Origin of the sequence: Natrinema gari JCM 14663 (genome assembly GCF_000337175.1) — an archaeon.
Lineage (GTDB): Archaea > Halobacteriota > Halobacteria > Halobacteriales > Natrialbaceae > Natrinema > Natrinema gari.
The window spans coordinates 147,360-169,645 of sequence record NZ_AOIJ01000086.1 but is presented as its reverse complement, the minus strand read 5'-3'; the positions used below and the strand labels follow the sequence as shown (position 1 = coordinate 169,645).

The following is a 22,286-nucleotide window of genomic DNA, read 5'->3' as shown; positions in this document are numbered from 1 at the left end:
TCTATCGCAATAGCCAAACTGGGCCGTGGCCTGTGTATGGGTGTCGAAAACGGAACTCGAGTGCCAGTGTCGTCGCCATCGGCCAGTTCGGATCGCGTGGTCTACGCCGTCGTCGCGAGTACCTTCTTCGTCGGCTTCGGCGGCGGCGTCGTCTTCCCGATCCTGCCGAACCTCGGGGAGGTACTGGGGATTTCGGCGTTCATGGTCGGCGTCATCCTCTCGGCGAACCGCTGGACGCGACTGGTGGTAAATGGGCCGGCGGGCATTCTCGTCGACTGGATCGGCACCCGGAAACCGTTCGTGATCGGACTGGCGATCGAAGGCCTCGCGACGGTCGGCTACGTGATCGCGATCCGCTCTGCGGTTCCGGAGGGCTGGTTCGTCCTCGCACGGGTCACGTGGGGGATCGGCAGCGCGCTCGTGTTCGCGACGGCGTATACGATCACCGCCGATGTCAGCGACGCCAGTTCGCGCGGGACGAGCATGGGCATCGTTCGGGCCGGGATCACGTTCGGCTTCCCCGCCGGCATGGTTCTCGGCGGACTCGTCAGCGAGGCCTACAGCAACGCGACGGCGTTCGTTCTCGCGGCCGCCTTCGCCGCCCTCGCGAGCGTCATCGCCTTCTTCATCGTTCCGGAGACCCACGTCGGGGCCGCCGGCTCGTCGGTCAGCCTCTTGGACCTCGAGCGGACGCTCCCCGCACTCACCGTCGGCCTGGTCAACTTCGGGCTCTACTTCGCGTACATCGGCGTCCTCTTTTCGACGCTTGTCCTCTACCTTGAGGCCGAATCGGTGACGCTGTCGCTCGAGGTCGCGGGCTACGGCATCGACTACGGCGAACAGGGGACGTCGGGGCTGCTGATGGCTGTCTCCGCGCTCTCGGGTGCGGTCTTTACCATCGCCGGCGGCAAGCTCAGCGATGCCGTCGGTGCCCGTGTGCCCGTCCTGATCGGGTTTCTGGCGATCAGTTGTGCGGGATTCGCCGTGCTCACGGTCGCTCCCTCGTTCGGAGCCGTCGTCCTCGCGTGTGCCCTCATCGGGGCGGGACAGGGTGGCGTCGGCGGTCCGCTAACGGCCCTCCTCGCCGACCTCACGCCCGAGGATCGAATGGGCAGGGCGATGGGAACGAACAATATCTTCGGCGATGTCGGTGGCGGTCTCGGGCCGCTGGTATCGCTCCCCGTCGCTAACGTGGTCGGGTACGACGTGCTGTACGCGCTCAGCGCGCTCATCCCGCTGTTGGCTGGGGCCATTCTCGTCGCCGGAATCTACTCCTACACCGGCCATCTGAGCCCGACGGTCGACGAGTCCATCGTCTGAGTCGCCGGCGGCTCCGCGGCCGCATCCCGTCCTCGTAATGCCCTTATAGCCCCAACCATCTATCACAGTCCATGCACCCACCGGGAGCCGACACCGTCCTCATCCGCCACGGGGACCTCAACACAAAGAGCAATACGGTCAAGCGGTACATGGAGGACCTCCTCGCGGAGAACATCGAGGCCTTGTTGGCGGATCGGTCGGTTCCGGGCGCGGTCGAGCGCCGGTGGAACCGGCCGCTGATCCACACGAGCGAGGACGCCGTCGAAGCGGCGACCGACGCCGCGACGGACGCCTTCGGCGTCGTCTCCGCCAGTCCCGCTCTGACGGTCAGCACGGAGCAGGCGCGCATTCTCGAGGCGGTCGCGGAAACGGCCCGCGAACACTACGACGGCGGGACGTTCGCGGTCGACGCCCGCCGGGCGGACAAGAGTCTGCCCTACGACAGCGAGGACCTGGCTCGCGACGCCGGGAACGCGATCTGGGAGGCCGTCGACGACGAGTTCGAGCCCGCGGTCGACCTCGACGATCCCGATCTCACGTTCGGCATCGAGGTACGCGCGGACGTTGCGTTCGTCTACCTCGAGCAGGTCGACGGGCCGGGCGGGCTCCCGCTTGGGTCCCAAGAGCCGGTCATCGCGCTGGTCAGCGGCGGGATCGACTCGCCGGTCGCGGCCTACGAAATGATGAAACGCGGGAGTCCGGTCGTCCCGGCGTACGTCGCCCTCGGGGACTACGGCGGGATCGATCACGAGGCCCGCGCGATGGAAACGGTGCGCCTCCTCTCGGCGTACGCGCCGAACTTCGACATGCAGGTTTATCGGGTTCCGGGCGGCGAAACGGTGGCCCAACTGGTCGAGGAGATGGAACAGGGTCGGATGCTCTCGCTGCGGCGGTTCTTCTACCGCGCCGCCGAGACGCTGGCCGAACGCATCGACGCGGACGGCATCGTCACCGGCGAGGCCGCCGGCCAGAAATCGAGCCAGACGATCCGGAACCTCGGCGTCACTAGCCGCGCTACCCGACTGCCGATCCACCGCCCGTTGGTGACCCGTGACAAACAGTACATCGTCGCCCAGGCTCGCGAGATCGGTACCTTCACCGACTCGACGATCGACGCCGGCTGCAACCGCGTTACCCCCGACCAGGTCGAGACCAACGCCCGACTGAAACCGTTGCTGGACGCCGAGCCCGACGACCTACTCGAGCGCGCCGAAGACGCGGCGGCGGACGCGGAACTGGTCGACCCCTGAATCGGTCCGCGACACGCCGTGTCCGCCGCTCGGAGACAGCCCGACGAGTCACCGCGAGGATGGGACTGAAAAGGGCTTTCGTGACCGTCGCGGTCCGGGAGACCGTCGCTCCACAGCGTGGGTGGTCGTGGTGAGCGCGTTGAGAAGCCGAAACCGACATTACGCCGTCGCTCCCACCACCTGATAGTGACCCGCGTCTGTCTCATCGGCGAGGCCGGGACCAACCTCCAGTACGAACTCCTCTCTCGCGAAACGGCTCGTGAGGCGCTGTCGACCTACGACCTCGAGCGGCCCGTCGAGAACTCGCTGGCCGTCCGGACGGTCAGTATCGGCGCTGCCGTCTCGCTGCTGAACGACCTGAACTGGTATCTCACCAGATTCGTCGACGAGGCGCTCGTTCAGGACCCCAGCATCAGCGACGAAGACTGGCTCTCGCGGTCGCTGGCCACGCAACTTCGGAACGGCGACCTCGAGCCCGAGGCCACCGCCGAATTCTGCAAGGTGTACGGCCTCGAGCGAGTGGGCGCGGGTTCAGAGCCGGCAGCCGATGACGCTACCGGGACCGGCGACTCGAGAACGGACGCCGCCGGCCCCGAGACGGTGACCGAGAGCGATCCGGCTGCCGGAATGAACGACTCGGAGGAGGCCGAGCGGGCGGGCGTCGCCGAGCCGACACACAGACTCGTCGAACCGCTGTACGTACGCCGGGTCGACGGCGATGTCCCCGCGTACGATCTCCGGGACGTCGAGGACACCCTCGTCGTCCGGGTGACCGAAGCCGAATACTCGTAAGTCGACGTTCGAAGCCGGTCTCGACGGACGTCCTGATGACTGTCCCGCGGACGTGTGGCCCTACTCGTCGTCGCCTGCCTCGTTCGAACTGTTCGACGGCTCGGCGCTCGTGCTCTCGGACGCGGTGTCGTGGGACACTGACAACTGGTGCGACTCGCCGTTCCGATCCACGATTGTCGCCGAGACGTTCGTCAGACGCTGCCCATCGAACGTCGCCCGAACGAGGCGTCCGACGGTCGTCTCTTGGGCGATACAGGCCTCGTCGTCGTCGCCCGTCTCGCTGACTGCCCCATCGAGGACGACCTGCTCGTCCTCGACGGCGGTCGACTCGAGCGCCAGTTCGTGGCAGGGGTTGGGAGCGCCGGCCTCGAGTGACACGAGGATCGATGTCTCGAAATCGGTCTCGTCGACGAACGTCTCGAGGGAATCGGCAGTTCGATCCCGTTCGGCGAGCCAGGTTGTGGCTTCGTCGTCGTCCTCGAGCAGGTGCAGTCCGGGCGATGTCGACCGCGTCGGGTACCGGTACGTCCGGGAGTCGGAGCCGGCCAACTCAGTGGCTTGCTCGTCGCCGTCGTCACCGTCTTCGGGGTTGTCGTCATCGCCCGACGGCGTTCCGGGATCGCCGTTATCGTCGGTTTCGTTCCCGTCCGTCGGCGAGTCCTCGGCGTCGTCGCCGAGACAACCGGCGGACAGCGCGATCACGGATGCGGTTCCACAGAGCAGGGCGCGTCTCGAAGGGGCTGGCATAGTACTACCCAATACGCACTCGTAAGTAAAAGGTATTCGGCTAGCTGAAAGAAAGACTTTGGTTACGGCGGGTACGGGTTTCGGTCGGCGTGTACGTGCGTCACTGACAGCCGCGACGGCCGCGGCGTCAGTCGAAGAGGCCGGTCGAGAGATAGCGTTCGCCGCTGTCCCAGAAGACGGTGACGACGAGCGGGCAGTCGTCGGCCGCCCGTCCGCCGTCGGTCTCCGGCGAGGCCGGCTGCTGGCTCTCGTCGAACGCGGTCGGGACTTCCGGACACTCGAGGTCCGGCTCGGCGATCTCGCGGGCGACGCGCTGGGAGACGAGACTCGTCGCACCGCTCGACTGACCGACGAGGACCCCCTCCTCGCGAGCGAGCCGACGACACTCGTCTTCGGCGTCCTCGAGTGACACGGTCTCGACGCGATCGAGCAGATCGAGGTCGAGGTTGTCGCTGACGAAACCGGGCCCCATCCCCTGGAACTCGTCGCTGCCGGATTCGCCGGTCGAGAGAACGGCGTTGCGCTGGGGTTCGACGGCGACGATCTCGACGTCGGGGAACTCCTCGCGGAGTCGGCGGCCGATGCCCGAGATCGTGCCGCCGGTTCCGACCCCGGCGACGAAGGCATCGACCTCGCGGTCGCCGACCTGCTCGACGAGCTCCTTGCCGGTCGTCTGATAGTGTGCCTCGGGGTTTGCGGGATTCTCGAACTGCCCGAGTTGGATCGCGCCCTGGGCCTCGAGTTCCGCCGCTCGAGCGCGGGCGTCGGCCATCTCCCCCTCGACGAGTTCGAGGTCGGCCCCGTACGCAGCTAGCAGTTGCTGGCGTTCCGTGGACTTGTCCGCCGGCATGACGATCGTCAGGTCGTAGTCGCGGGCGGCCGCGACGAGCGCGAGTCCGATGCCGGTGTTGCCGCTCGTCGGCTCGACGAGCCAGTCGCCGGGTTCGATCAGCCCGTCACGTTCGGCGGCCCGAATCATCTCGCGGGCCGGCCGGTCCTTCGCCGAGCCGCCGGGGTTGAACGATTCGATCTTCGCGGCGACCGTCACACCCGCTGGCGAGTCGACCTGGACCAGCGGCGAGCCGATCGTGTCCAGGATGCTCCCTTTCATTGGCCCGCAGTACGGTTTCCAGACGTAAACCCATGCTGGACAGAGGCAGACCGTGCCGGTGTATCGGCTCGGCGGATCGAACCCGCCGGCGAGTGACGGCGTTCGGTGCTCGCCTCCCGGCCCGACACGGCCGGCGACGACCGCTCGCCAACCGGTGCCCATTTGTGCTACTGTGACACAATGTGGCGATATGGACGGCATCGTGTTCTTTCGGACGGAGCACCACGACGACGTGATCGAGTTCTATCGCGACCTCGGTGCCGAAATCTGGCTCGAGCAGCCGGGGTGTACCATCCTCGAAGCGGGCTCGTTCCGCGTTGGCTTCTGTGCCGGATCGGAGGCGGAGACCGAGGGCATCATCACGTTCGTCTTCGACGACCGCGACGGCGTCGACGAACTGTACGAGCAGTTGGAAGCCCGTGCGGACGGCGAACCGACGTTCAACGATACGTACGACATTTACCAGTTCTTTGCGTCCGATCCCGAGGGCCGAACCGTCGAGTTCCAGACGTTCGAGTGATCGCTGCTCGCCTCGAGTCCCCGGCGATCCGCGAGCGGGCCGAGCCGGACTGCCGTCGAAGCAGCGCCGTTAAGCCCGCCCGGACGCAAGCCGTGCGTATGAGTCTCGAGACCATGCGGCCGAACCCCACGTGGGATGCGGCCAGCTACGAGGAAGCGGTCGACACGCTCGCGGCCCACAGCGATGAACTGGTGTACACGGTCTGGGGCGGCGACTGGTGTGCGGACTGTCGCGCGCTCTTGCCTGACTTCGGCGCGGCGCTCGAGGCCGCGGCGGTCCCCGACGACCGTCTCGAGGAAATCCCCGTCAACCAGGACAAACAGGGGCCGGGCGTCGAGGAATACGGTATCGAGTACATCCCGACGATCGTCGTCGAAACCGACGACGGCGAGGAGATCATCCGTTTCGTCGAGGAAGAAGACGTGCCACCGGCTGTCTGGCTGGCCGAGCAACTCGAGGCCGAGTTCGCGTAACGCCGCCGGTTTCGGCCTCGCCGGACCGCTTTTGAATCGCTATCTGTGTACCCCCATACGCGTCGGTCCTCGAGTACCGGCCCTAGAACGGGCTGCCCGACTCGTCGCCCGTCGGCTCGCTCGAGCCACCGGGGTCGGCGTTCGCACCGAGCCACTCGAGCGCGTCGGCCACGTCGTGGGACGGCGGCGAGCAGGTCCGATCCCGACAGACGTACAGCGTCGGCTCGCCGTCGCGGGCCTCCCGACCCGCCCAAATCGGCGGCGCGTCCGCGAGTCCGAGCGTCTCGAGCCACGCGTCGAGCCCGTCCTCGGTCGGCGGCCGCAGCGCGAAGAGCCGATCGGGGAAGTACTGCGAGGTGAGGCGGTCGCGCCACGCGGTCGGCAGGTCGTCGGCCGCGACGGTCACTTCGAGCGCGCCGGCCTCAAGTCGATCAGCGACGAGACAGAGCGTCGCGTGCTCGAGCGCGTTCGTCTCGAGTTTGTTCGCGTGGGTCTCGAGGACGGTGGCGGCGATCGGCTCGAAGTCCTCGGCTGCGAACTCGTCGAGGGCGAGGAGGGTTTCGACCGCGACCCCGGTCGCCGAGGGAGTCGACTGATCGCCGAGTTCCTGCGGGCGGGTGACCAGCGCCTCGCCGCTCTCGGGGGTGAAGTACAGCGTCCCGCGGTCGGCGTCCCAGAACTCGGCCTCGATGACGCGAGCCAACTCGAGGGCGAACGCGAGGTGGTCGACCTCGCCGGTCGCCTGATAACAGTCCAGCGCACCCCGCGCGAGGAAGGCGTAATCCTCGAGGTAGCCGTCGACTTTGACGTCCCCATCCTTGTACCGTCGCGAGAGGCGCTGTTCGTCGTCGTCCCAGAGTTCGTCACGGACGAACTCGAGTGCGTCGACGGCGGTGTCGGCGTAGTCGTCCGCGCCGAGTACCAGCGCCGCCTCGGCGTAGGTCGAGATCATCAGCCCGTTCCAGCCCGCGAGGATCTTCTCGTCGCGGTTGGGTCGCGGCCGCTCCTGGCGGGCCTCGAACAGCCGCTGGCGGGCCGACGCGAGTCGCTTCAAGATCTCGTGTTCCGCGAGATCGAACTGCGCAGCGAGTTCCGACACCCTAGCCACGCGGTTCGGTTGGTTGCGTCCCTCGAAGTTGCCCGCCTCCGTGATGTCGAAGCGCGCACAGAAGAGGGCGGCGTCGGTCTCGTCCTCGAGTACGTCGTGGACTTCCGCGGGCGTCCAGACGTAGAACGCCCCCTCCTCGCGCTCCCCGGTCTCAGGGGAGGCGCTCTGGGCGTCGAGGGTGCTGAAAAAGCCCCCGTCATCGTGGGTCAGTTCGCGCTCCACGAACGACAGCGTGTCCGCGACGAGCTCCGCATAGCGGTCCTCGCCGGTCAGTTGGTACCCCGAGAGGAACGCGCGCGGAATCTCGGCGTTGTCGTACAGCATCTTCTCGAAGTGGGGCACCGTCCAGTCCCGGTCGACGCAGTAGCGGTGGAAGCCGCCGCCGACGTGATCGTAAAGCCCGCCCGCGGCCATCGCATCGAGGGTCTCCTCAAGCACCTCGCGGTACTCGTCCCGGCCGGTCCGGTCGTACGTCCGCGCGAGGACGCGTATCCGCGACGGCTGGGGGAACTTCGGTCCGCTCGAGCCGAACCCACCGTACTCGCGGTCGGCGCTCCGAACCACCGCGTCCGCGGCCGTCTCGAGCACGTCGCTCGAGGGCGGTTCGGGGGCCTCGACGGTACCGCCTCCCGCGGCGTCCGGCGTCTCCTCGAGTCGGTCCGTCGCGGCGTCGGTCCACTGCTGGGCGCGGTTCTCCATTTCCTCGCGGTCCGCGTCGCTCTCCCAGGAGTCGCTGATGCGCTTGCAGAGCTCGCGAAAGCCGGGCTGGCCGCGCTGGCCCTCGCGCGGGAAGTAGGTCCCGATGAAGAAGGGTTCCCCCTCGGGCGTGAGCCACGCCGAGAGCGGCCACCCGCCCTGTCCGCGCACGAGTTGACAGACGGTCATGTAGATGCTGTCGATGTCGGGACGCTCCTCACGGTCTACCTTGATCGGGACGAAGTTCTCGTTTAGCACCTCGGCGACCGCTTCGTCTTGGAAGCTTTCCGCCTCCATGACGTGACACCAGTGACACGCCGAGTAGCCGATCGAGAGGAAAACCGGCACGTCGCGTTCCCGTGCGGCCTCGAGGGCCCGGTCGTCCCACGGCTGCCAGTTGACGGGGTTGTCAGCGTGCTGGCGCAGATACGGGCTCTCCTCCTCGTCGAGCCGATTGCGCCGGGTCGGATCGGTCATGGACGGACCTACGGCCGACGCGGCTAAAAGCAACAGGTGATCCGGAACCGAGCACCGCTGCCCGCTCGCCGTCGACAGCGATCAAAACGGAGAAAACGGAAACCGCGCTCTAGTTGCCGCCGCCGCTCTCGTTACCGCCGTCACCCATCGGCTCGTCCTCTCCCATCGGCTCATCCGATTCGGCTTCGCTGCCGCCGCCGCCACCGCCGGTCTCGCCGGGGGTCGCCTCAACCAGACTCAGTTCGGCGTCGCGGAACTGTCCGTCCGAACCCATCGTCTCGCTATCACCGGCGCTGAGGTCGATGTCTTCCGACATCAGGAATCCCAGCGACGGGGCGGAGCCGCCAACGTCGTAGTTGATGATGTAGACGTCCCAGTCGTCCGGCGTGTCGAACTCGTCTTCCAGACCGGCCTCGCTGAACAGTTCGTCTTTCGTTCCGTCGTTCAGCATTGAGACAACGGTGAAGTCGACGCCGGGCTCGTAGTCGTCTCCGAAGACGACCACACTGCCACCGTCTTGAGCGGCTGCAGTCCCTGCACCTACGGTTCCAAGCGCTACTGCGCCCGCAGTGAGGGCACCCTTTTTCATGAACGATCGTCGCGAGTCGTCGAATAGTCCGCTATCAGTTTCGTCTGTCATGTCTCTCACTTGTCCCCTCGCTCGGGGCACATGACCGTAGACCGGAGTGTCGGAAAAGGGAGCCCGATCGTTTCACCAGCCATGGTGGCCTATACCCCGGAAACAGCCTATTTCGAGGCTCAAACAGCGGAATGTTGAAGGGGTCTCTATCGATGTCGGACTGTGCTGAAAGACGGCGGTACCGACGGGAGCGTGACTCGCAGGCTAGTTGTCATCAATGTTGAATACTGCGTGTGAGAAATCGGGCAAAGACGCCCCGACTGCTCGTCGGTGTCGAGACGAAGAGGGTGCCGATCTCTCACCCTCGAACGGGGGTGAGTCAGCAACTGTCGCCTTCGTCCCGATTCGGTCGGACCGTTTCGGGGGACCAAGCGGTGCTTTCGTCGGACCACGCCGTCGCCGAGAAGACACGGCCCCTTCGAGGAGCCACTCGAGGCGCAAGCATGTGCCGGCGATCGAGGGGGCCGGTCGTGAAACATCGCATTATGTTCCCGGGAAGAGTACGCATGGGTCGGCGGTGTGTCCATACCGCTGCCGAAACGCGTCGCAAGCGGCGTCGTCGCGGCCAGCAGGTCGTTACCGCTCGCGGACGTACTCCACGAACGCGAACCCGTCGCGGTCGTCTCGAGACGCCTCCGTCCACGACCCCCGCTCCCAATCGGGGAAGAACGTGTCGCCGTCCGGTTCGTCATGGACTTCGGTTACGATCAGCCGATCGAGCGCGGGGAGAAACGCCTCATAGACGGTCGCCCCGCCGGCAATGAAGAGCCGATCGGCGTCGCCGTGGCGCTCCCGCGCGGCCGTGTCGGCCCGATCAACGGCTTCCTCGAGTCCGTTCGCGACCACGGCGTTATCGGGGGTCTCGAGCTCCCGACTCGTCAACACGACGGTCGTTCGCCCGGGCAGTGGCTCCCCCAGCGTCTCGAGGATTCCCTCGTAGGTCACCCGGCCCATGATGACGGGGTGGTCCATCGTCGTCTCCTTGAAGTGCTGGAGGTCGGCCGGGATGTGCCAGGGCATGTCGCCGTCCCGTCCGATGACGCCGTTGTCCGCGACGGCGGCGATACCGACGAGTTCGCGGTCGGTCTCGAACGCCAGGGTCGCGTCCGGCGTCTCGTCCCGCGTGTCGCTCATTCGGCCACCGAAAACGCAAGGCCGTCGTGGGACTCGTAATCCCGCAATTCGACGTCCTCGGGCGCTAGTTCGTCGATCGAGACGTCCGCAACCTCGAGCGTGGGCCGCGCGAGCGGCTCCCGAGACAGTTGCTCGAGCAGGCCGGGGACGTGATCGAGACGCTCGTCGCCCTCGGCTTCGGGCGGGGCTTCGGACTCGAGCCACGCTTTGATGTCCAGATAGTCCCCGCGTTCCTCGGCGTCGGCCAGCCTGGACTGGAGCGCCGCGAGGTTGTCGGCGTACCAGTCGCCGCGGTCGCCGCGGCCGCAGTAGACGTGCGTGTCGACGACGGTGTGAGCGAAGGTGCCCGGTTTGAAGCCGGTCTGCTGGGCTATCACCGTCGTCAGGAGCGCGTAGGCCGCGATGTTGAACGGGATGCCGAGCGCGGTGTCGCCCGAGCGCTGCGTGAGATGACAGTTCAGGCGGTCGCCCTGGACGTTGAAGACGAAGGAGTAGTGACAGGGCGGGAGCGTCGAGACGGCCGCGTTGGCGGGGTGCCAGGCGTTAACGACGAGCCGCCGCGAGTTCGGCGAATCGGAAAGGGTGTCGATCACGTACTGCAACTGGTCGAAGGTCCGCCGGCCGTCCGTTTCCTCGGTGACCCACTGCTGGGTCTCGTCGGGCCAGGATTCGCCCTCGAGTCGGGCATCGTCTTCCGGGACCGGAAACCGCCGCCAGAAGCGGCCGTAGGCGGTATCGAGCCGGCCCTCCTCGTCGGCCCAGGCGTCCCAGATCTTGGTCTCCTCCCGGAGGTCGCGGATGTGTTCCGTGCCGGAGAGATACCAGCAGACTTCATGCAGCATCGAGTTCCAGCGGTAGCCGTCCATCTCCTTGGTCGTGAGGAGCGGATACCCCTCCTGTAAATCGACCTCGTAGTGCTCGCTGAACGACGAAATCGTGTCGACGCCGGTCCGGTTGGGCTTGTGGGTACCCTCCGAGAGGACCGTCTCGACGAGTTCGAGATACTGTCGCATTGCCCGTACCGTAGCGACCGGACGACCATAATAACGTACGATCCGGAAGCCATCAGTCCGGAAACAGGATCGATGGCTGTCCCGTTGTTCTCGAGTCTCGAGCCACTTGAGGCGACCCCCGAGACCGGAAGCGGGCCGGCCCCGAATCGAGAACGGATCGAGGGCGACGGCGGTTCCGACGCCATCGAGATCGCCGTCGCGGTCGCGCTCGAGCACTGATCGCTGACTGTGAGACCGTCGATGGCTGTCCGGCCTGCGTGATGGACGACCAGTGTGGCAACGATAACTAGCCGTTGTACCGCGACGCGGACGTGGACGCGTTGGATCAGTTGCCGGGCGACGCGGACGAGGGCGCACTCGAGACATACCTCCCCGACGAGGAGTTCGGCGGGGACCGACGGCCGCCGCTGTTCTACGCCTGAGGAGTTCGTCCGACCGTGGTACGGCGAGGATGCGCCCGCCGTTTCCATCCCTCGAACAGTCCCCGCACGAACGGCTAACGCCGATCGGCAACGACACCGCGATACCCACTCCGACGACGCATTACCAGCTACGATTCGTCCCGACGATCTTCGGGAGGGGGAAGGGGAGGAGCACAGCCAGTCCGAATCGCGGGACAGCGAGGCCGACGGCGTTCGAGATTCCGCCGATCCGGATCGAGAATCGATGACGACTGGGTACGATCGTGTCAGCGTTGTGCCAAATCCTCGAGCGTCACCGCTCCGAGTCAGCGGTGGCGGAACACACTCGCTGGGCGATCGAAATCTCGCCGTCCGTCGCGTACATCCAGAGGGAGATCAGCGCGACACCGATGAGTACTCTGACGATCCAGAACTCGATACCTGCAAGGAGCGACGGGTCGCCGGTCGGTTCGGCGACGACGAGCGACGGCAGCGTCAGCTCCGTGTTGGCGAAAACGGGTTGCTGGTGAACACTGATGACGGCGACGCCGCCGAAGTGGACGCCGATCGCCAAGGCCAACTGGCCCGTGAGGACGTAGGCCGCCGCGAACAGGATGCCGCCGATGGCGCTCGTGACGACGGCCGCGAAACTGCCGCCGAGTAAGTGGAGTGCACCGAATACGGGGAGGCTGACGGCGACCGCACCGAGGACGGCCGTCGGCTCGGCCATTGATCTGGAACGGAGCCCGTCGGCCGCGTTCTCGATGAGGATCGCCCGGAAGACGATCTCCTCGAAGGCGTTGTTAGCGAGGAAGAACACGAGTATCACCAACAGGACGATCCCGCCCACGAACGCGGAGTCGGTGCCGACGCCCGTCACCGCCGTAGTAAGGGTGGCGTATCCTCGAGCGACCTGGTAGCCGACCGCCCCCGCGCTGGCAGCGATGCCGATGAAGGTACCCGCAGCGAAGTCCCCGATCCACCGTCGGGATCCGTCGAATCCGTATCTCGAGAGGGGGCGCCGATCGAGCCGTGACGCGACGAGCAGCGCCGCTGCTCCCGAGAGGCTGATTACCACCGACAGTGCGACGAGTAGCATTGCCGTGCCAGCCACCGCCGACGTCCCGTCTGCGATCGGCTCGAACACGCCGGCACCGACGCGTCTGAGCAGCAACTGACCGACGATGTAGAGCGTGACGGCGACGACGAGCGGGACGAGGACCCGCCACGTCGCACGCAATCGGCTTCCGCTCGAGTCGTACAGGAGTCTGTCGCCGACGGATCGGTCGGGGTTGCCGTCGACTGTTGATTCGGCCATGGATCCGACTACCGGATTGGGCTCCAAATACCGTCCATCGCGGCTTCAGAAGTAGAAGCCACGCCCGCCGATCGAGTGCGTCGCTGTGCGTGTTCGGCAGTCAGTAGTCGTGCCGACCGTCATCGGCTCGTGATCGATCGGGCTCCATCGTGATCGCGCGGAGGATACAGAGGAACGCGAAGACGTTCGTCACCTGATACACGGTTATCGCCCTGAACTGAGAGACTTCGACGAACCTCGCGATGACCGTCATCGCGAGTTCGGGGACGATTATTGCGGCGAATCCAACCGCGAGAAATAGCATGGGACGGCTCTGGTTCCGTCGATACCCCTGCAACGCGACGACGACGATGGCGAGGCCAAGGATGGTCAAGACGAGCATTAGGCTCCCCTGTACGATCGCTTCGAACGACGGGTCGATGGTCGGAATCATTGTCACATCTCCTCTATGAGGGTGGTGAATCGGTCGGCGGGTGTGTCCTTGCGTTCGATCTCTAGCTCGAACCCCTCCTCGGTGAGGGAGACCGTCAAGCGACGGACGTTCGTCCGATACGCCTTGTAGTGGTTGCCATCACGCTCAGGAACCGTCGATGCCACGACGAGGTCGTGTTCGCGAAGCGTCTCGAGTCGTCGGTAGATCGTCACCGTCGAGACGTCGCACCGTTCGGCGAGCGCGCTCGCCGACAGCGATTCCGTGCGAGCGTGAACGAGGATCGAGCGGGCGACGGCGTCTTCCAGAACGCTCCCGACAGTTTCGACATCGCAGTCCTCGCCCATGCGTGGCACTCCGTTCCGGATGCCGTAAGGTAAATCCCGCAGCTTCAGGATCTGAAGCCGCGTGTGCGTCAGTTCACGTCGACGACCGGATCAGAACAGGCCGCCGCTCGTCCCTCGAGGTTGGCTGGCTCGCCTTCGAGGCGATACGTGAAGTCGTAGGCCATGCTGCCGCCGGAACCGGGAACGACGGCGATTCTGCCGGTTCGCTCGTCCCCGGCACAGTCGGCCGCGTCGACACCGTCGGGGAACGCGAACGGTACGTAGGTCGTTTCGAACGGTTTCGTCTCGCCCGGCGGGACGACGAGATCGGTTCTCGACGGTGAGAGCGGCCGATTCTCCTCGATACCGATGACGCCCGGCCCCAGATCGAACGTCGACGGGTCGAACGAGTCTGCCTGCGGATCGACCGTTGGGTTCGGTACGTCGCCGTGGATCGCGACGAACCTGACGAGCAGCGGTCCGTCGCCCTGGTTCTCGATCTCGAGTCGCGCGCGGCCGTCCGGGAGGGGGTCCACGGTGCTCACGTACGCGTGAACCGCCCCCCAGATCCGCTGTTGGGTCGAACCGTCCGGTGTCTCGGCTGTCACGCGAAGCGACCGGGAAACGTACGTCTCGAGTCGGTCCGGGAAGACAACGGGAAACCGGACGCGACTCCCCGGACGGGTGACCGTCTCGTACTCCTCGTCGGCGGCGGGGTTGTGCAGGACGGCCCGCCGGACGTCGGCACCGTCGCGAAACCGAACGACGAGGTCCGTTCCATCGTACCAGTAGTCCTCGAACACGTCGGCAGTCGGCGGTCCGTCGTTTGAAAACGGCAGTGCCACGCAGCCGGCAGCGGTGACCCCCCCACCGGTCGCGAGGGCCTGGAGGAATCGGCGTCGATTCATGCCGCGATAAATTCGCTCGAGTGGCAAGTAGATTATCTATCCGTTCTGTTGTATATCTGGGACGCGATCGCCGGCTCGCGGCCACGTAGCGTCGTGGAGAGCAGTCCCGCTCCCGCCGATGGATACCCACGGCCGTGCACACTTTTGACTCGAGGAAAGAGCAACGCTTACAGGTTCGTGCGTTCCGCGTTCGACCATGCGAGAGAACGTGCTGCTGATCGGTGGCGGCGGCCGCGAGCACGCCATCGCCCGTGCGCTCGAGGACAGCGAGGCCGACCTGTACGCCTGTGCCGGCAATCGGAATCCAGGCATCGCCCGCATCGCCGCCGGGTTCGAGACGCTCGAGACGACCGATCCCGACGCCGTCGTCGACTACGCCGCAGAGGTCGACGCGACGATCGCCGTGATCGGCCCGGAAGCGCCGCTTGAGGCCGGCGTCGCGGACGCGCTCGAGTCCGCGGGGGTCTACGCCTTCGGCCCGAAAGCGGACGACGCCCGCATCGAGACCGACAAGGCGTTCCAGCGGCGGTTCATGCGGGAGAACGACGTTCCGGGCTGTCCGGACTTCGAGACGTTCGACGACATGGAGGCCGCGTGTGACTTCGTCGACGAGTACGATGGCGACCTCGCGATCAAGCCCGTCGGCCTCACCGGCGGCAAGGGCGTCAAGGTCATCGGCGATCAGGTGACCGCCGAGGAGGGCAAGGAGTACATTCGGGAGTCGGACTACGACCGGATCGTACTGGAGGAACGGCTGCTCGGCGAGGAGTTCACGATCCAGGCGTTCGTCGCGAACGGGGAGTTCCGCACCGCACCGGCGGTCCAGGACCACAAGCGCGCCTACGAGGGCGACGAGGGGCCGAACACGGGCGGCATGGGCAGTTACTCCGACGCGACCGACGAACTGCCGTTCATGACCGAGTCGGACTACGAGGACGCCGTCTCGATCATTGAGGCGACCGTCGACGCGCTCGACGACTACCGCGGCATCCTCTATGGCCAGTTCATGCTGACCGAGACCGGCCCGCGCGTCGTCGAATTCAACGCCCGCTTCGGCGATCCCGAGGCGATGAACACGCTACCGGTGCTGGAAACCGACTTCCTCGATGTCCTCACCGCGGCTCGCGACGGCGAGTCCCTGCCGGAACTCGACTTCGCCTCCCAGGCGACGGTCTGCAAGTACGCCGTGCCGGAGGGGTACCCGACCGACCCCAAAGCCGGGGCGAAGGTCCAGGTCGACGAGGAGAGTGCCGGCGACGCCCTGCTGTACTACGCTAGTGTGGACGAGCGCGACGACGGCATCTACACGACCACCTCGCGGTCGTTCGCGCTGGTCGGTGTCGCCGACTCGATCGCCGAGGCCGAGGAGATCGCGGAAGACGCCCTCGCAGTCGCCGGCGAGGAGGGACTTCGGATCCGTCACGATATCGGTAAAGCCGACCTCGTCCAGAAGCGAATCGATCACATGACCGAGATTCGCGGCGAGTGACTCCGAAAAGACTGCAACCGCTGGGCTGAGAGTGACGTTCACGGAGGTGACTGCTGTCCATGAGCCGTGATGACTGGGGTCGATCTTCCGCACTACTTGCCTGGAACCATTTTAATAGTAGGCGAAGACATCTCAAACGATGGCCGACGACGCCGACGATCCGGTCTATTACGTGATCAGTGACCTCCATATCGGCGGCGACGAACAACTCGGCCACGTCGATTTCCTGGATGAGTTGCTCGCCTTCCTCGAGCGGTTGGAAACGACCGACGAGGCCGTGGAGTTGATCATCAACGGCGATGCGTTCGGTCTCTGGGAGTTCACCGAACTCGAGGGGGTCGAGAAGTTCGACGTTCTCGTCGAGACGTATTCGGAACTGTTCGAACAGCTCCGTGCGACCGGCGAGTCCGTCCCGATCACGCTGCTTCCGGGGAATCACGACCACGAACTCGCTGCGTACGACGAGTACGTCGACCGGCTTGGCGAGTACAACGTCGAGCTCGTTCAGGTCGAGTCGATTACCCGCCGGGTCGGCGATCGAACGATTTGGTTCGAGCACGGGCACCAGCAGGATCCCAACAACCGAATCGAGGACTTCGGAAACCCCCACGCGACGCCGCTGGGGTACTTCTACAATACTCACGTGACGAGTCGGGCTGGGAAGCTATCCAACCGGGGACGGTACAACTGGTTGAAAGACGTGCAGGCAGTAACGCCAACCGAACGACTGCCGAAGTGGCTCGTCTCGAAGTACTTCTACCGTGAAATGAATCCGCTCCTGCGATACGCCACGGTCCCCTTCCTGTTTCTGTTCAACCTCAGTCTCATCCTCGCGGTTCTCGCGGGGCTCGATCTGGCCGGCCTCTGGACGCTGCCGATCGAGACGGCGGACGCGTTCCTCGCTCAGTTCGGTCTGGCCGGGGCGGCTGTCCACTTACTTCTCGTGATCAATGTCGCGATCGTCGGGCTGTTGTTGCTCGTCGGAATACCCCTGTTTTTCTTCCTCCGCGATCTCAGGGAGACGATCGACCGCTTCGGTGTCGCCGAAACGGATCTCACGGTCGATCCCGAAGCGCCGTACAAGAACGCTGCCCGCCACGTCTTCGATGACCGACCGAAGACGGCGGTTTTTTGCTATGGACATACCCATCGACCGACCGAGATCGAACTCGATGGCAGGCTGCTCGTCAACACTGGGACGTGGCTAAAGCGGCTCCACCGGCGAGATGTCATCGCCGGTCGACTGCCGCCAGTCTTCTACCCGTCGTATCAGCTGTGTGTCGTCAAAATCACAGCCGATGACGGGGGCGTAGCGGTCGAATACGAGGAAATTGCGAAACCGAGTCCGGTCGCGGACGAACTCACTCTTACCGAGCGACTGCTCACCCTGGGCCGGGAACCGAATCCCGAACTGCCTGACCGAGCTGTCGTCACGGACGAGGTGGACTGACCTGCTCCCAGAACGCTTGTATCCATCCCCAGCGACAACAGCGCCGTTCGGAACGCCGTCTCGAGGACGACATCGCGACGGGCCGTCGTGTCCCGACGGCGAGCAGCAGTCCGTGACCACGGACTGCGACGGCACATACCGTCACGCTGAACGGAGCGAGTACGGGTAGTCAGGCCGAAACGACGACGAGCGCCGCCGCGGCCAGCCCACCGCCCACCAGGAGAAGCGTACTGTAGGCCGCGACCCGGTTTCGGAAGCTGTCGTTCGTCGAGGTCGCAGCCAGCAGTGCCTTGACCACGATGCTCGAGACCGTCGCGAGCAGGATGGCGATCGTCGCCTCCGCCGGCCCCAGTTGCCCGCCGCGGTAGAGGACGACCGCCGAGGTGGTCGCACCGGCACTCGAGACGAAGCCGCTGGCGACGGCGGTCGCGTAGAAGCCCAGCGTTCCGAACCACGTCTCGGCCAGCGACCCGAACACGAGGACGACGAGGAAGACGGCCCCGAACGCGAGGGCGTTTTGCAGCGAAAACGGGCTCTCGAGATCCATCGGGCCGGATTCGCTCCAGTCGGCGGTGAGTGCGGCGACGGCGAATGCGAGCAGGATGACGGCACCGAGCGGGATGATCGCCTCGACGAGCATATCGGTCCCGCCGCCCGCGGTGAAGCCGACCGCGATCGCCAGATTCCGAGCGGCCATCGCGGCGTTCGCGAGCAGGATCGCCGCGACGGCATACGAGGACGCGTCGGGCCGCTGGTTGACGTGGTCGAGCATCGTTCCGACGACGGCCGTCGATGAGGCGAGTCCACCGAAGAAGCCGGTGATCGCGATGCCACGACCGCCGTAGGTGGAGACGATCGCGTAGTTGACGATCCCGATCCCCGCGACGGCGACGACCATCAGCCAAATGACTTGCGGCTCGAGTGGGATCGTGAGCCCCGCGATTTCGGGCTCGTAGGTGGCCGGGAGCACCGGATAGATGACGAACGCGAGGATGGCGAACTCCGTGGTCGAGCGCATCTCCTCGCGGGAGAGTCCCCAGGCGAACTCGTGGAGTTCCCGCTTTAACACCAACAGGAGCGAGGAGAGGACGGCGACGGTGACGCCCTCGAGAATGAACCCGGCGGCAACGAGGACGCCGACACCGTAGGTGACGAGCATCGACACGGAGGTCGTCAGCGACAGCCCCGTCTCCGCGGGATCGTCCTGCATGAGTCCCTGGACCGCGAGCAAGATTCCCTGAACGATCACTAAAACACCGCCCAACAGGAGCAGACTCTCGCCGAACCCACCCTCGCGTACGAGCACGGTAAAGACCGCCCCGAGCAGACTGATCAGCGAGAACGTCCGAATACCGGCCGACTTCTGTGACCACTCGCGCTCGAGTCCGAGGAACATCCCCAGCGCGCCCGCGAGGGCCATCCGAACGACCGTCTCCTCGAGGGGCGCATCCGCGACCTGTAGCGCAACCTCGTTCACTGCCGAACGTTCGCTGCGACCACGGATAAGCGACGCGCCGGGAAAGGCGGCCCGACAGTCGGGACTCCTGGGCGTCCAGCGACGGAAGCGACCGGGATCCGGGGCCCGCTACAGGTCGACGTACTGGCTCTCCCACTCGCGGCGCGCCTCGAGTTCGCGGCGACCGCGGCGAGTGAGCGTATAAAAGTTCGTTCGACGATCCCGACGGCCCTTTTCGACGAGGCCCTTGTCGACGAGCGTGTCGAGGTTTGGATAGAGCCGTCCGTGGTGGATTTCCTTCTCGTAGTACTGTTCGAGTTCCTCCTTGATCGCCAGACCATGGGGCTCGTCCTCGCCGGCGATGACGTAGAGCAAGTCGCGCTGGAATCCTGTCAGGTCGTACATTGGGAAAGTACCAATCGTACTTACTGTCGAATTTTAATAAGGCTATCGGGTCGTTTCGATCGAAAGGGGGCTATTACCAGCGAGAGGGTGCGTTCTCACCGCAGGCGATCCATAACACCCGTGACGAATCGTCCGTGGAACCACACATAATGTGCGGTTCATGTTTACAGTTCGGGAGTTACGTTTCGGTACAATTATATTGGGTGACCGCGATATCACCGACTCATATCGTTCGGGAGTAACAGACAGCACCGACGCTATGTCGATTCGATATCGAAACAGGAAAGCAGATCGCGTGACGGAAAAATGTCACGCGATCGCTTGCCGCCCTGAATTGGTCCCCGCTGACGCTTCGGCCCTCCAAGCGAAGCGTCACCAGAAAGGTTCTGCCGAGTGTACTTAAATGTAACGACACCGGTCAGGGTGATCCCGTCGCGCGTGACCGCGGTTACATGTGTTCTTCCTCGAGCACCCAGCCGATCGCGCGTTTGTAGTAGGTAAACATCTCCTCGACGCCGTCGTGGCGCATCTCGTCGCTCTCGAGGTGGTCTTTGAGGAACTCGTACTGTTCGCGGATTTCTTCTTCGTCACGCATACGCGTGACTACCGAGCGGACGGGGAAAAAAGCCGCTACGCCGAGTCGACATCGCGCCGTTGCCCGGTTCGGGGTCACACTCGAGCGGACGGCGACCTGCTGGCCAGCCACACGCTCGTAAACGAGCCGGCGACTCGACACAACGGGCCTCGGACCGTCGCTGTCGTCCGGTTCCGCTCTGTGTGCACCGCGTCGTTTCAGCTCGGAAGGACGCAGTTTCCGTCACGAAACGATCCGAAACGGGCGGCCGCTCTCGGATGGCAGTCGCTCGGCGTGCAGCCGTCGCTCCGATTGGCGCTCGCGTCGAAAACGGGACCCACCGTCTGTTTCTGGGTTGCTGCGATCGAAACCGATGGGACACGGCCCCGGTCGGGGCCCGACGGAACCGGTTACGAACTGTTTTCGGCGTCGCTCTCGTTGCTCTCGTTTCCGCTCTCCGTCTCGTTACCGCCGGTGTCGCCGTCGCCGAACATCAGCGCGACCTCCTCGTCGCCGCCGTCGATTTCGACGTCCGATTCGGTCTCGTCGCCCTCGTATTCGGCGCTGACGGTGTAGGACCCGTTCTCAAGGTCCGCGAACTCGACCTCGCCGTTCCCGTCGGTCTCGTCTTCCATCGGGAAACTCCCGCCGCCGTCGGTCGTGGTCTCGTTGTCCGATTCATTGCCCATCTCGTCGTCCGACATGTTGTCCGTCTCGTTGTCGGTCATCGACTCGTTGTCCGAGACGTTGTCTGACTCGTTGTCCATCTCGTCGTCGGACGAACCGCCCATGCCCGCTTCCTCGAGAGTGACGGTCGCGCCGTCGACCGCTCCGTCGGCGTCTTCGACCATGACGGTCAGCGTATACGTCCCGTCTCCGCCGGTCTCGCCGTCCTCGCTCTCGTTCTCATCGCCGGTCGTGTCGTTCTCGTCGTCCGTCTCGTTGCCGCCGGGGCCGCTGTCTGCACACCCGGCGAGTGCGAGTGCGCTTGCTGTTCCTGCTGCGGTCACGAACGTTCGCCGGTTCAGTCTCCGGGACATATATTCGGGTTGGATGTTCCGTTTGGTTTCGATGTGGCCTGCAGGTGCTGCCCGTTAATCACCTATTGAACGATGCCCAACGATCGATGACCCTCATTGCATGGGTACCATCAACGGGGTCGAAGTGTCACGAGAAACGATGAAGCGGGGACGAACGTGGACGTCACCGATGGTTTCGATCGACCCATCGAACCGGCCCACGCCGTTGCTGCCCGGTCGCGGCGGGTCGGTGGGCCTTTTGCCGTTCCGACCGTACCCCCGCACATGAAAATTCGGGGCGAGCGCGAGTGCAAGGCGTGTGGGACTCGGTGGTCGTACTACGAGACCGGCAGCGTCGGCTGTCCGGCCTGCGGGAGTCTCCGAAGCGTCGGCGTCGACGACCGGACCGAACACACCGACCTCCAGGTCGCGTTCGATCTCACCCCCGTTCGGAACGCGATCGACGAGACCGACCCCGACGAGCTCGCCGAACGGGCGCGCGACCGCTGTCGCGAGTACGTTCGCCGGCGCGGGTTCGTCAACGCCGGCACCCTCCGGGACCTCGACGACACCTACCTCGCCGCGAGCGAACTCCTCCACGTCGGCGACATCGTCGCCCGCGAGATCCAACTCGAGGACCGCGACGAGCTGTACTTCCTCTCCTGTCTCTTATACACATCTCTGAGCGGGCTGGCAAGNCTTCCTCTCACTGCTTCGCGACGCCGATCGGGGCGAGCGGCCGCCGGTCGCGGACGTCCCGCGCTCGCTGCAGGCGGCCCGCGGGCTCGCGTACGCGACCGCCGTCCGCGAGTACCGCCGCGACGTTCGAACGTGGGCCGCTGACCGCGATCTCACCGCCGACGAACGGAGCGCCCTCGAGACGCTCGGCGAACACGTCACCCGCGTCCGGATGCTCGACGGCGACATCGAACCGGAGACCGCCGAACGGCTCGTCGAGGCAACCCGCGAGCTGGCACGCGGCCTGCGCGGCGACGAGTTCGCGTTCACGCGGGCCCAGGAGCGTCTGGATGCCCTCGAGTTCGCCGACGGGGACGCCAATGGCCGATTCGGAGGCTGAATCGCCGCCTCCAGCCGGGGATCCGGCGTAAGGGGACGGCTCGCTCGCGTTTCCGGGGACGAATCGGCGCTGGTCGCGCGCTCGAAGTCGGCACCAGTGGCCTCCGTCTCGGTCGTCGCAAATCTTGCATCACTTATACTCTCGATTGAAT

The 22,286-nt window shown here is 65.3% G+C and carries 22 protein-coding genes and 2 pseudogenes; 10 read left to right on the top strand and 14 right to left on the bottom strand.

Annotated elements, in window-relative coordinates:
* The first annotated feature begins 36 nt into the window (after positions 1-36).
* The 3 genes from C486_RS19040 to C486_RS19030 all read left to right on the top strand — a co-directional run bounded on the left by C486_RS19040 (position 37) and on the right by C486_RS19030 (position 3,362).
* Positions 37-1,320 (top strand): MFS transporter, encoded by a 1,284-nt coding sequence (locus tag C486_RS19040; RefSeq protein ID WP_193787487.1) that lies wholly within the window; start codon positions 37-39, stop codon positions 1,318-1,320.
* A gap of 71 nt (positions 1,321-1,391) precedes the next feature.
* A complete protein-coding gene (locus C486_RS19035) occupies positions 1,392-2,570 on the top strand; it encodes a tRNA sulfurtransferase (protein ID WP_008459150.1) in 1,179 nt (392 codons plus the stop codon).
* A gap of 186 nt (positions 2,571-2,756) precedes the next feature.
* Positions 2,757-3,362 (top strand): DUF5804 family protein, encoded by a 606-nt coding sequence (locus C486_RS19030; RefSeq protein WP_008459148.1) that lies wholly within the window; start codon positions 2,757-2,759, stop codon positions 3,360-3,362.
* Between the two features lie 60 nt (positions 3,363-3,422).
* Here the strand turns inward: C486_RS19030 and C486_RS19025 are convergent, their stop codons facing one another.
* Both C486_RS19025 and C486_RS19020 read right to left on the bottom strand, forming a co-directional pair.
* Positions 3,423-4,109 carry a hypothetical protein gene (locus C486_RS19025; protein WP_193787486.1) on the bottom strand — a complete coding sequence of 229 codons (687 nt, stop codon included), beginning with the start codon at positions 4,107-4,109 and terminating at the stop codon, positions 3,423-3,425.
* A gap of 127 nt (positions 4,110-4,236) precedes the next feature.
* On the bottom strand, positions 4,237-5,220 hold the full coding sequence (locus C486_RS19020; protein WP_008459145.1) for a PLP-dependent cysteine synthase family protein: 984 nt from the start codon (positions 5,218-5,220) through the stop codon (positions 4,237-4,239).
* Between the two features lie 190 nt (positions 5,221-5,410).
* On the opposite strand from C486_RS19020, the gene C486_RS19015 reads away from it, so the two are divergent.
* Both C486_RS19015 and C486_RS19010 read left to right on the top strand, forming a co-directional pair.
* Positions 5,411-5,740: a VOC family protein gene (locus C486_RS19015; RefSeq protein ID WP_008459144.1), complete on the top strand. Its 330-nt coding sequence runs from the start codon at positions 5,411-5,413 to the stop codon at positions 5,738-5,740.
* A 98-nt stretch (positions 5,741-5,838) separates the two neighbouring features.
* Positions 5,839-6,213 (top strand): TlpA family protein disulfide reductase, encoded by a 375-nt coding sequence (locus C486_RS19010; protein WP_049910719.1) that lies wholly within the window; start codon positions 5,839-5,841, stop codon positions 6,211-6,213.
* Positions 6,214-6,295: 82 nt separating this feature from the next.
* Here C486_RS19010 and C486_RS19005 read toward each other — a convergent pair whose 3' ends face one another.
* The 4 genes from C486_RS19005 to thyA all read right to left on the bottom strand — a co-directional run bounded on the left by C486_RS19005 (position 6,296) and on the right by thyA (position 11,281).
* Positions 6,296-8,494, bottom strand: coding sequence for a thioredoxin domain-containing protein (locus tag C486_RS19005; RefSeq protein WP_008459140.1), 2,199 nt, complete (start codon positions 8,492-8,494; stop codon positions 6,296-6,298).
* Between the two features lie 109 nt (positions 8,495-8,603).
* On the bottom strand, positions 8,604-9,134 hold the full coding sequence (locus C486_RS19000) for a twin-arginine translocation signal domain-containing protein (protein WP_193787485.1): 531 nt from the start codon (positions 9,132-9,134) through the stop codon (positions 8,604-8,606).
* 576 nt (positions 9,135-9,710) lie between these two features.
* Positions 9,711-10,268 carry a dihydrofolate reductase gene (locus tag C486_RS18995; protein ID WP_008459136.1) on the bottom strand — a complete coding sequence of 186 codons (558 nt, stop codon included), beginning with the start codon at positions 10,266-10,268 and terminating at the stop codon, positions 9,711-9,713.
* Complete coding sequence (thyA, locus tag C486_RS18990; RefSeq protein ID WP_008459135.1) at positions 10,265-11,281, bottom strand: thymidylate synthase; 1,017 nt, start codon at positions 11,279-11,281, stop codon at positions 10,265-10,267. The genes C486_RS18995 and thyA overlap by 4 nt, the downstream gene beginning before the upstream one ends.
* A 72-nt stretch (positions 11,282-11,353) precedes the next feature.
* Here thyA and C486_RS21450 point away from each other — a divergent pair, with 72 nt between their 5' ends.
* On the top strand, positions 11,354-11,500 hold the full coding sequence (locus tag C486_RS21450) for a hypothetical protein (RefSeq protein WP_008459133.1): 147 nt from the start codon (positions 11,354-11,356) through the stop codon (positions 11,498-11,500).
* Positions 11,485-11,703 (top strand): annotated as a pseudogene (locus C486_RS20675) (hypothetical protein); the annotation flags it as partial. The gene C486_RS21450 and the pseudogene C486_RS20675, both read left to right, overlap by 16 nt.
* Before the next feature lie 292 nt (positions 11,704-11,995).
* On the opposite strand, the gene C486_RS18985 reads toward C486_RS20675, so the two are convergent.
* From C486_RS18985 to C486_RS18970, 4 genes are all read right to left on the bottom strand, one after another.
* Positions 11,996-13,000 carry a CPBP family intramembrane glutamic endopeptidase gene (locus C486_RS18985; protein ID WP_008459130.1) on the bottom strand — a complete coding sequence of 335 codons (1,005 nt, stop codon included), beginning with the start codon at positions 12,998-13,000 and terminating at the stop codon, positions 11,996-11,998.
* Positions 13,001-13,100: 100 nt separating this feature from the next.
* Entirely contained in the window at positions 13,101-13,433 is a 333-nt protein-coding gene (locus C486_RS18980; protein WP_008459128.1) for a DUF7521 family protein, read from the bottom strand.
* A gap of 2 nt (positions 13,434-13,435) precedes the next feature.
* Positions 13,436-13,777 carry a winged helix-turn-helix domain-containing protein gene (locus tag C486_RS18975; RefSeq protein WP_008459126.1) on the bottom strand — a complete coding sequence of 114 codons (342 nt, stop codon included), beginning with the start codon at positions 13,775-13,777 and terminating at the stop codon, positions 13,436-13,438.
* A 68-nt stretch (positions 13,778-13,845) separates the two neighbouring features.
* A complete protein-coding gene (locus tag C486_RS18970) occupies positions 13,846-14,664 on the bottom strand; it encodes a twin-arginine translocation signal domain-containing protein (protein ID WP_008459124.1) in 819 nt (272 codons plus the stop codon).
* Between the two features lie 196 nt (positions 14,665-14,860).
* Here C486_RS18970 and purD point away from each other — a divergent pair, with 196 nt between their 5' ends.
* Both purD and C486_RS18960 read left to right on the top strand, forming a co-directional pair.
* On the top strand, positions 14,861-16,153 hold the full coding sequence (gene purD / locus C486_RS18965; protein ID WP_008459122.1) for a phosphoribosylamine--glycine ligase: 1,293 nt from the start codon (positions 14,861-14,863) through the stop codon (positions 16,151-16,153).
* A 139-nt stretch (positions 16,154-16,292) separates the two neighbouring features.
* Complete coding sequence (locus tag C486_RS18960; protein WP_008459120.1) at positions 16,293-17,603, top strand: metallophosphoesterase; 1,311 nt, start codon at positions 16,293-16,295, stop codon at positions 17,601-17,603.
* Positions 17,604-17,772: 169 nt separating this feature from the next.
* Here C486_RS18960 and C486_RS18955 read toward each other — a convergent pair whose 3' ends face one another.
* From C486_RS18955 to C486_RS18945, 4 genes are all read right to left on the bottom strand, one after another.
* A complete protein-coding gene (locus C486_RS18955; protein ID WP_008459117.1) occupies positions 17,773-19,080 on the bottom strand; it encodes an MgtC/SapB family protein in 1,308 nt (435 codons plus the stop codon).
* 108 nt (positions 19,081-19,188) lie between these two features.
* Positions 19,189-19,464 carry a PadR family transcriptional regulator gene (locus tag C486_RS18950; protein ID WP_007108369.1) on the bottom strand — a complete coding sequence of 92 codons (276 nt, stop codon included), beginning with the start codon at positions 19,462-19,464 and terminating at the stop codon, positions 19,189-19,191.
* Positions 19,465-19,912: 448 nt separating this feature from the next.
* Positions 19,913-20,059, bottom strand: a complete 147-nt coding sequence (locus C486_RS21850) for a hypothetical protein (protein WP_007108370.1) — start codon at positions 20,057-20,059, stop codon at positions 19,913-19,915.
* 389 nt (positions 20,060-20,448) lie between these two features.
* Positions 20,449-21,078, bottom strand: coding sequence for a hypothetical protein (locus C486_RS18945; RefSeq protein ID WP_008459114.1), 630 nt, complete (start codon positions 21,076-21,078; stop codon positions 20,449-20,451).
* A gap of 264 nt (positions 21,079-21,342) precedes the next feature.
* Here C486_RS18945 and C486_RS18940 point away from each other — a divergent pair.
* Positions 21,343-22,135 (top strand): annotated as a pseudogene (locus C486_RS18940) (DUF7117 family protein).
* Positions 22,136-22,286: the final 151 nt, after the last annotated feature.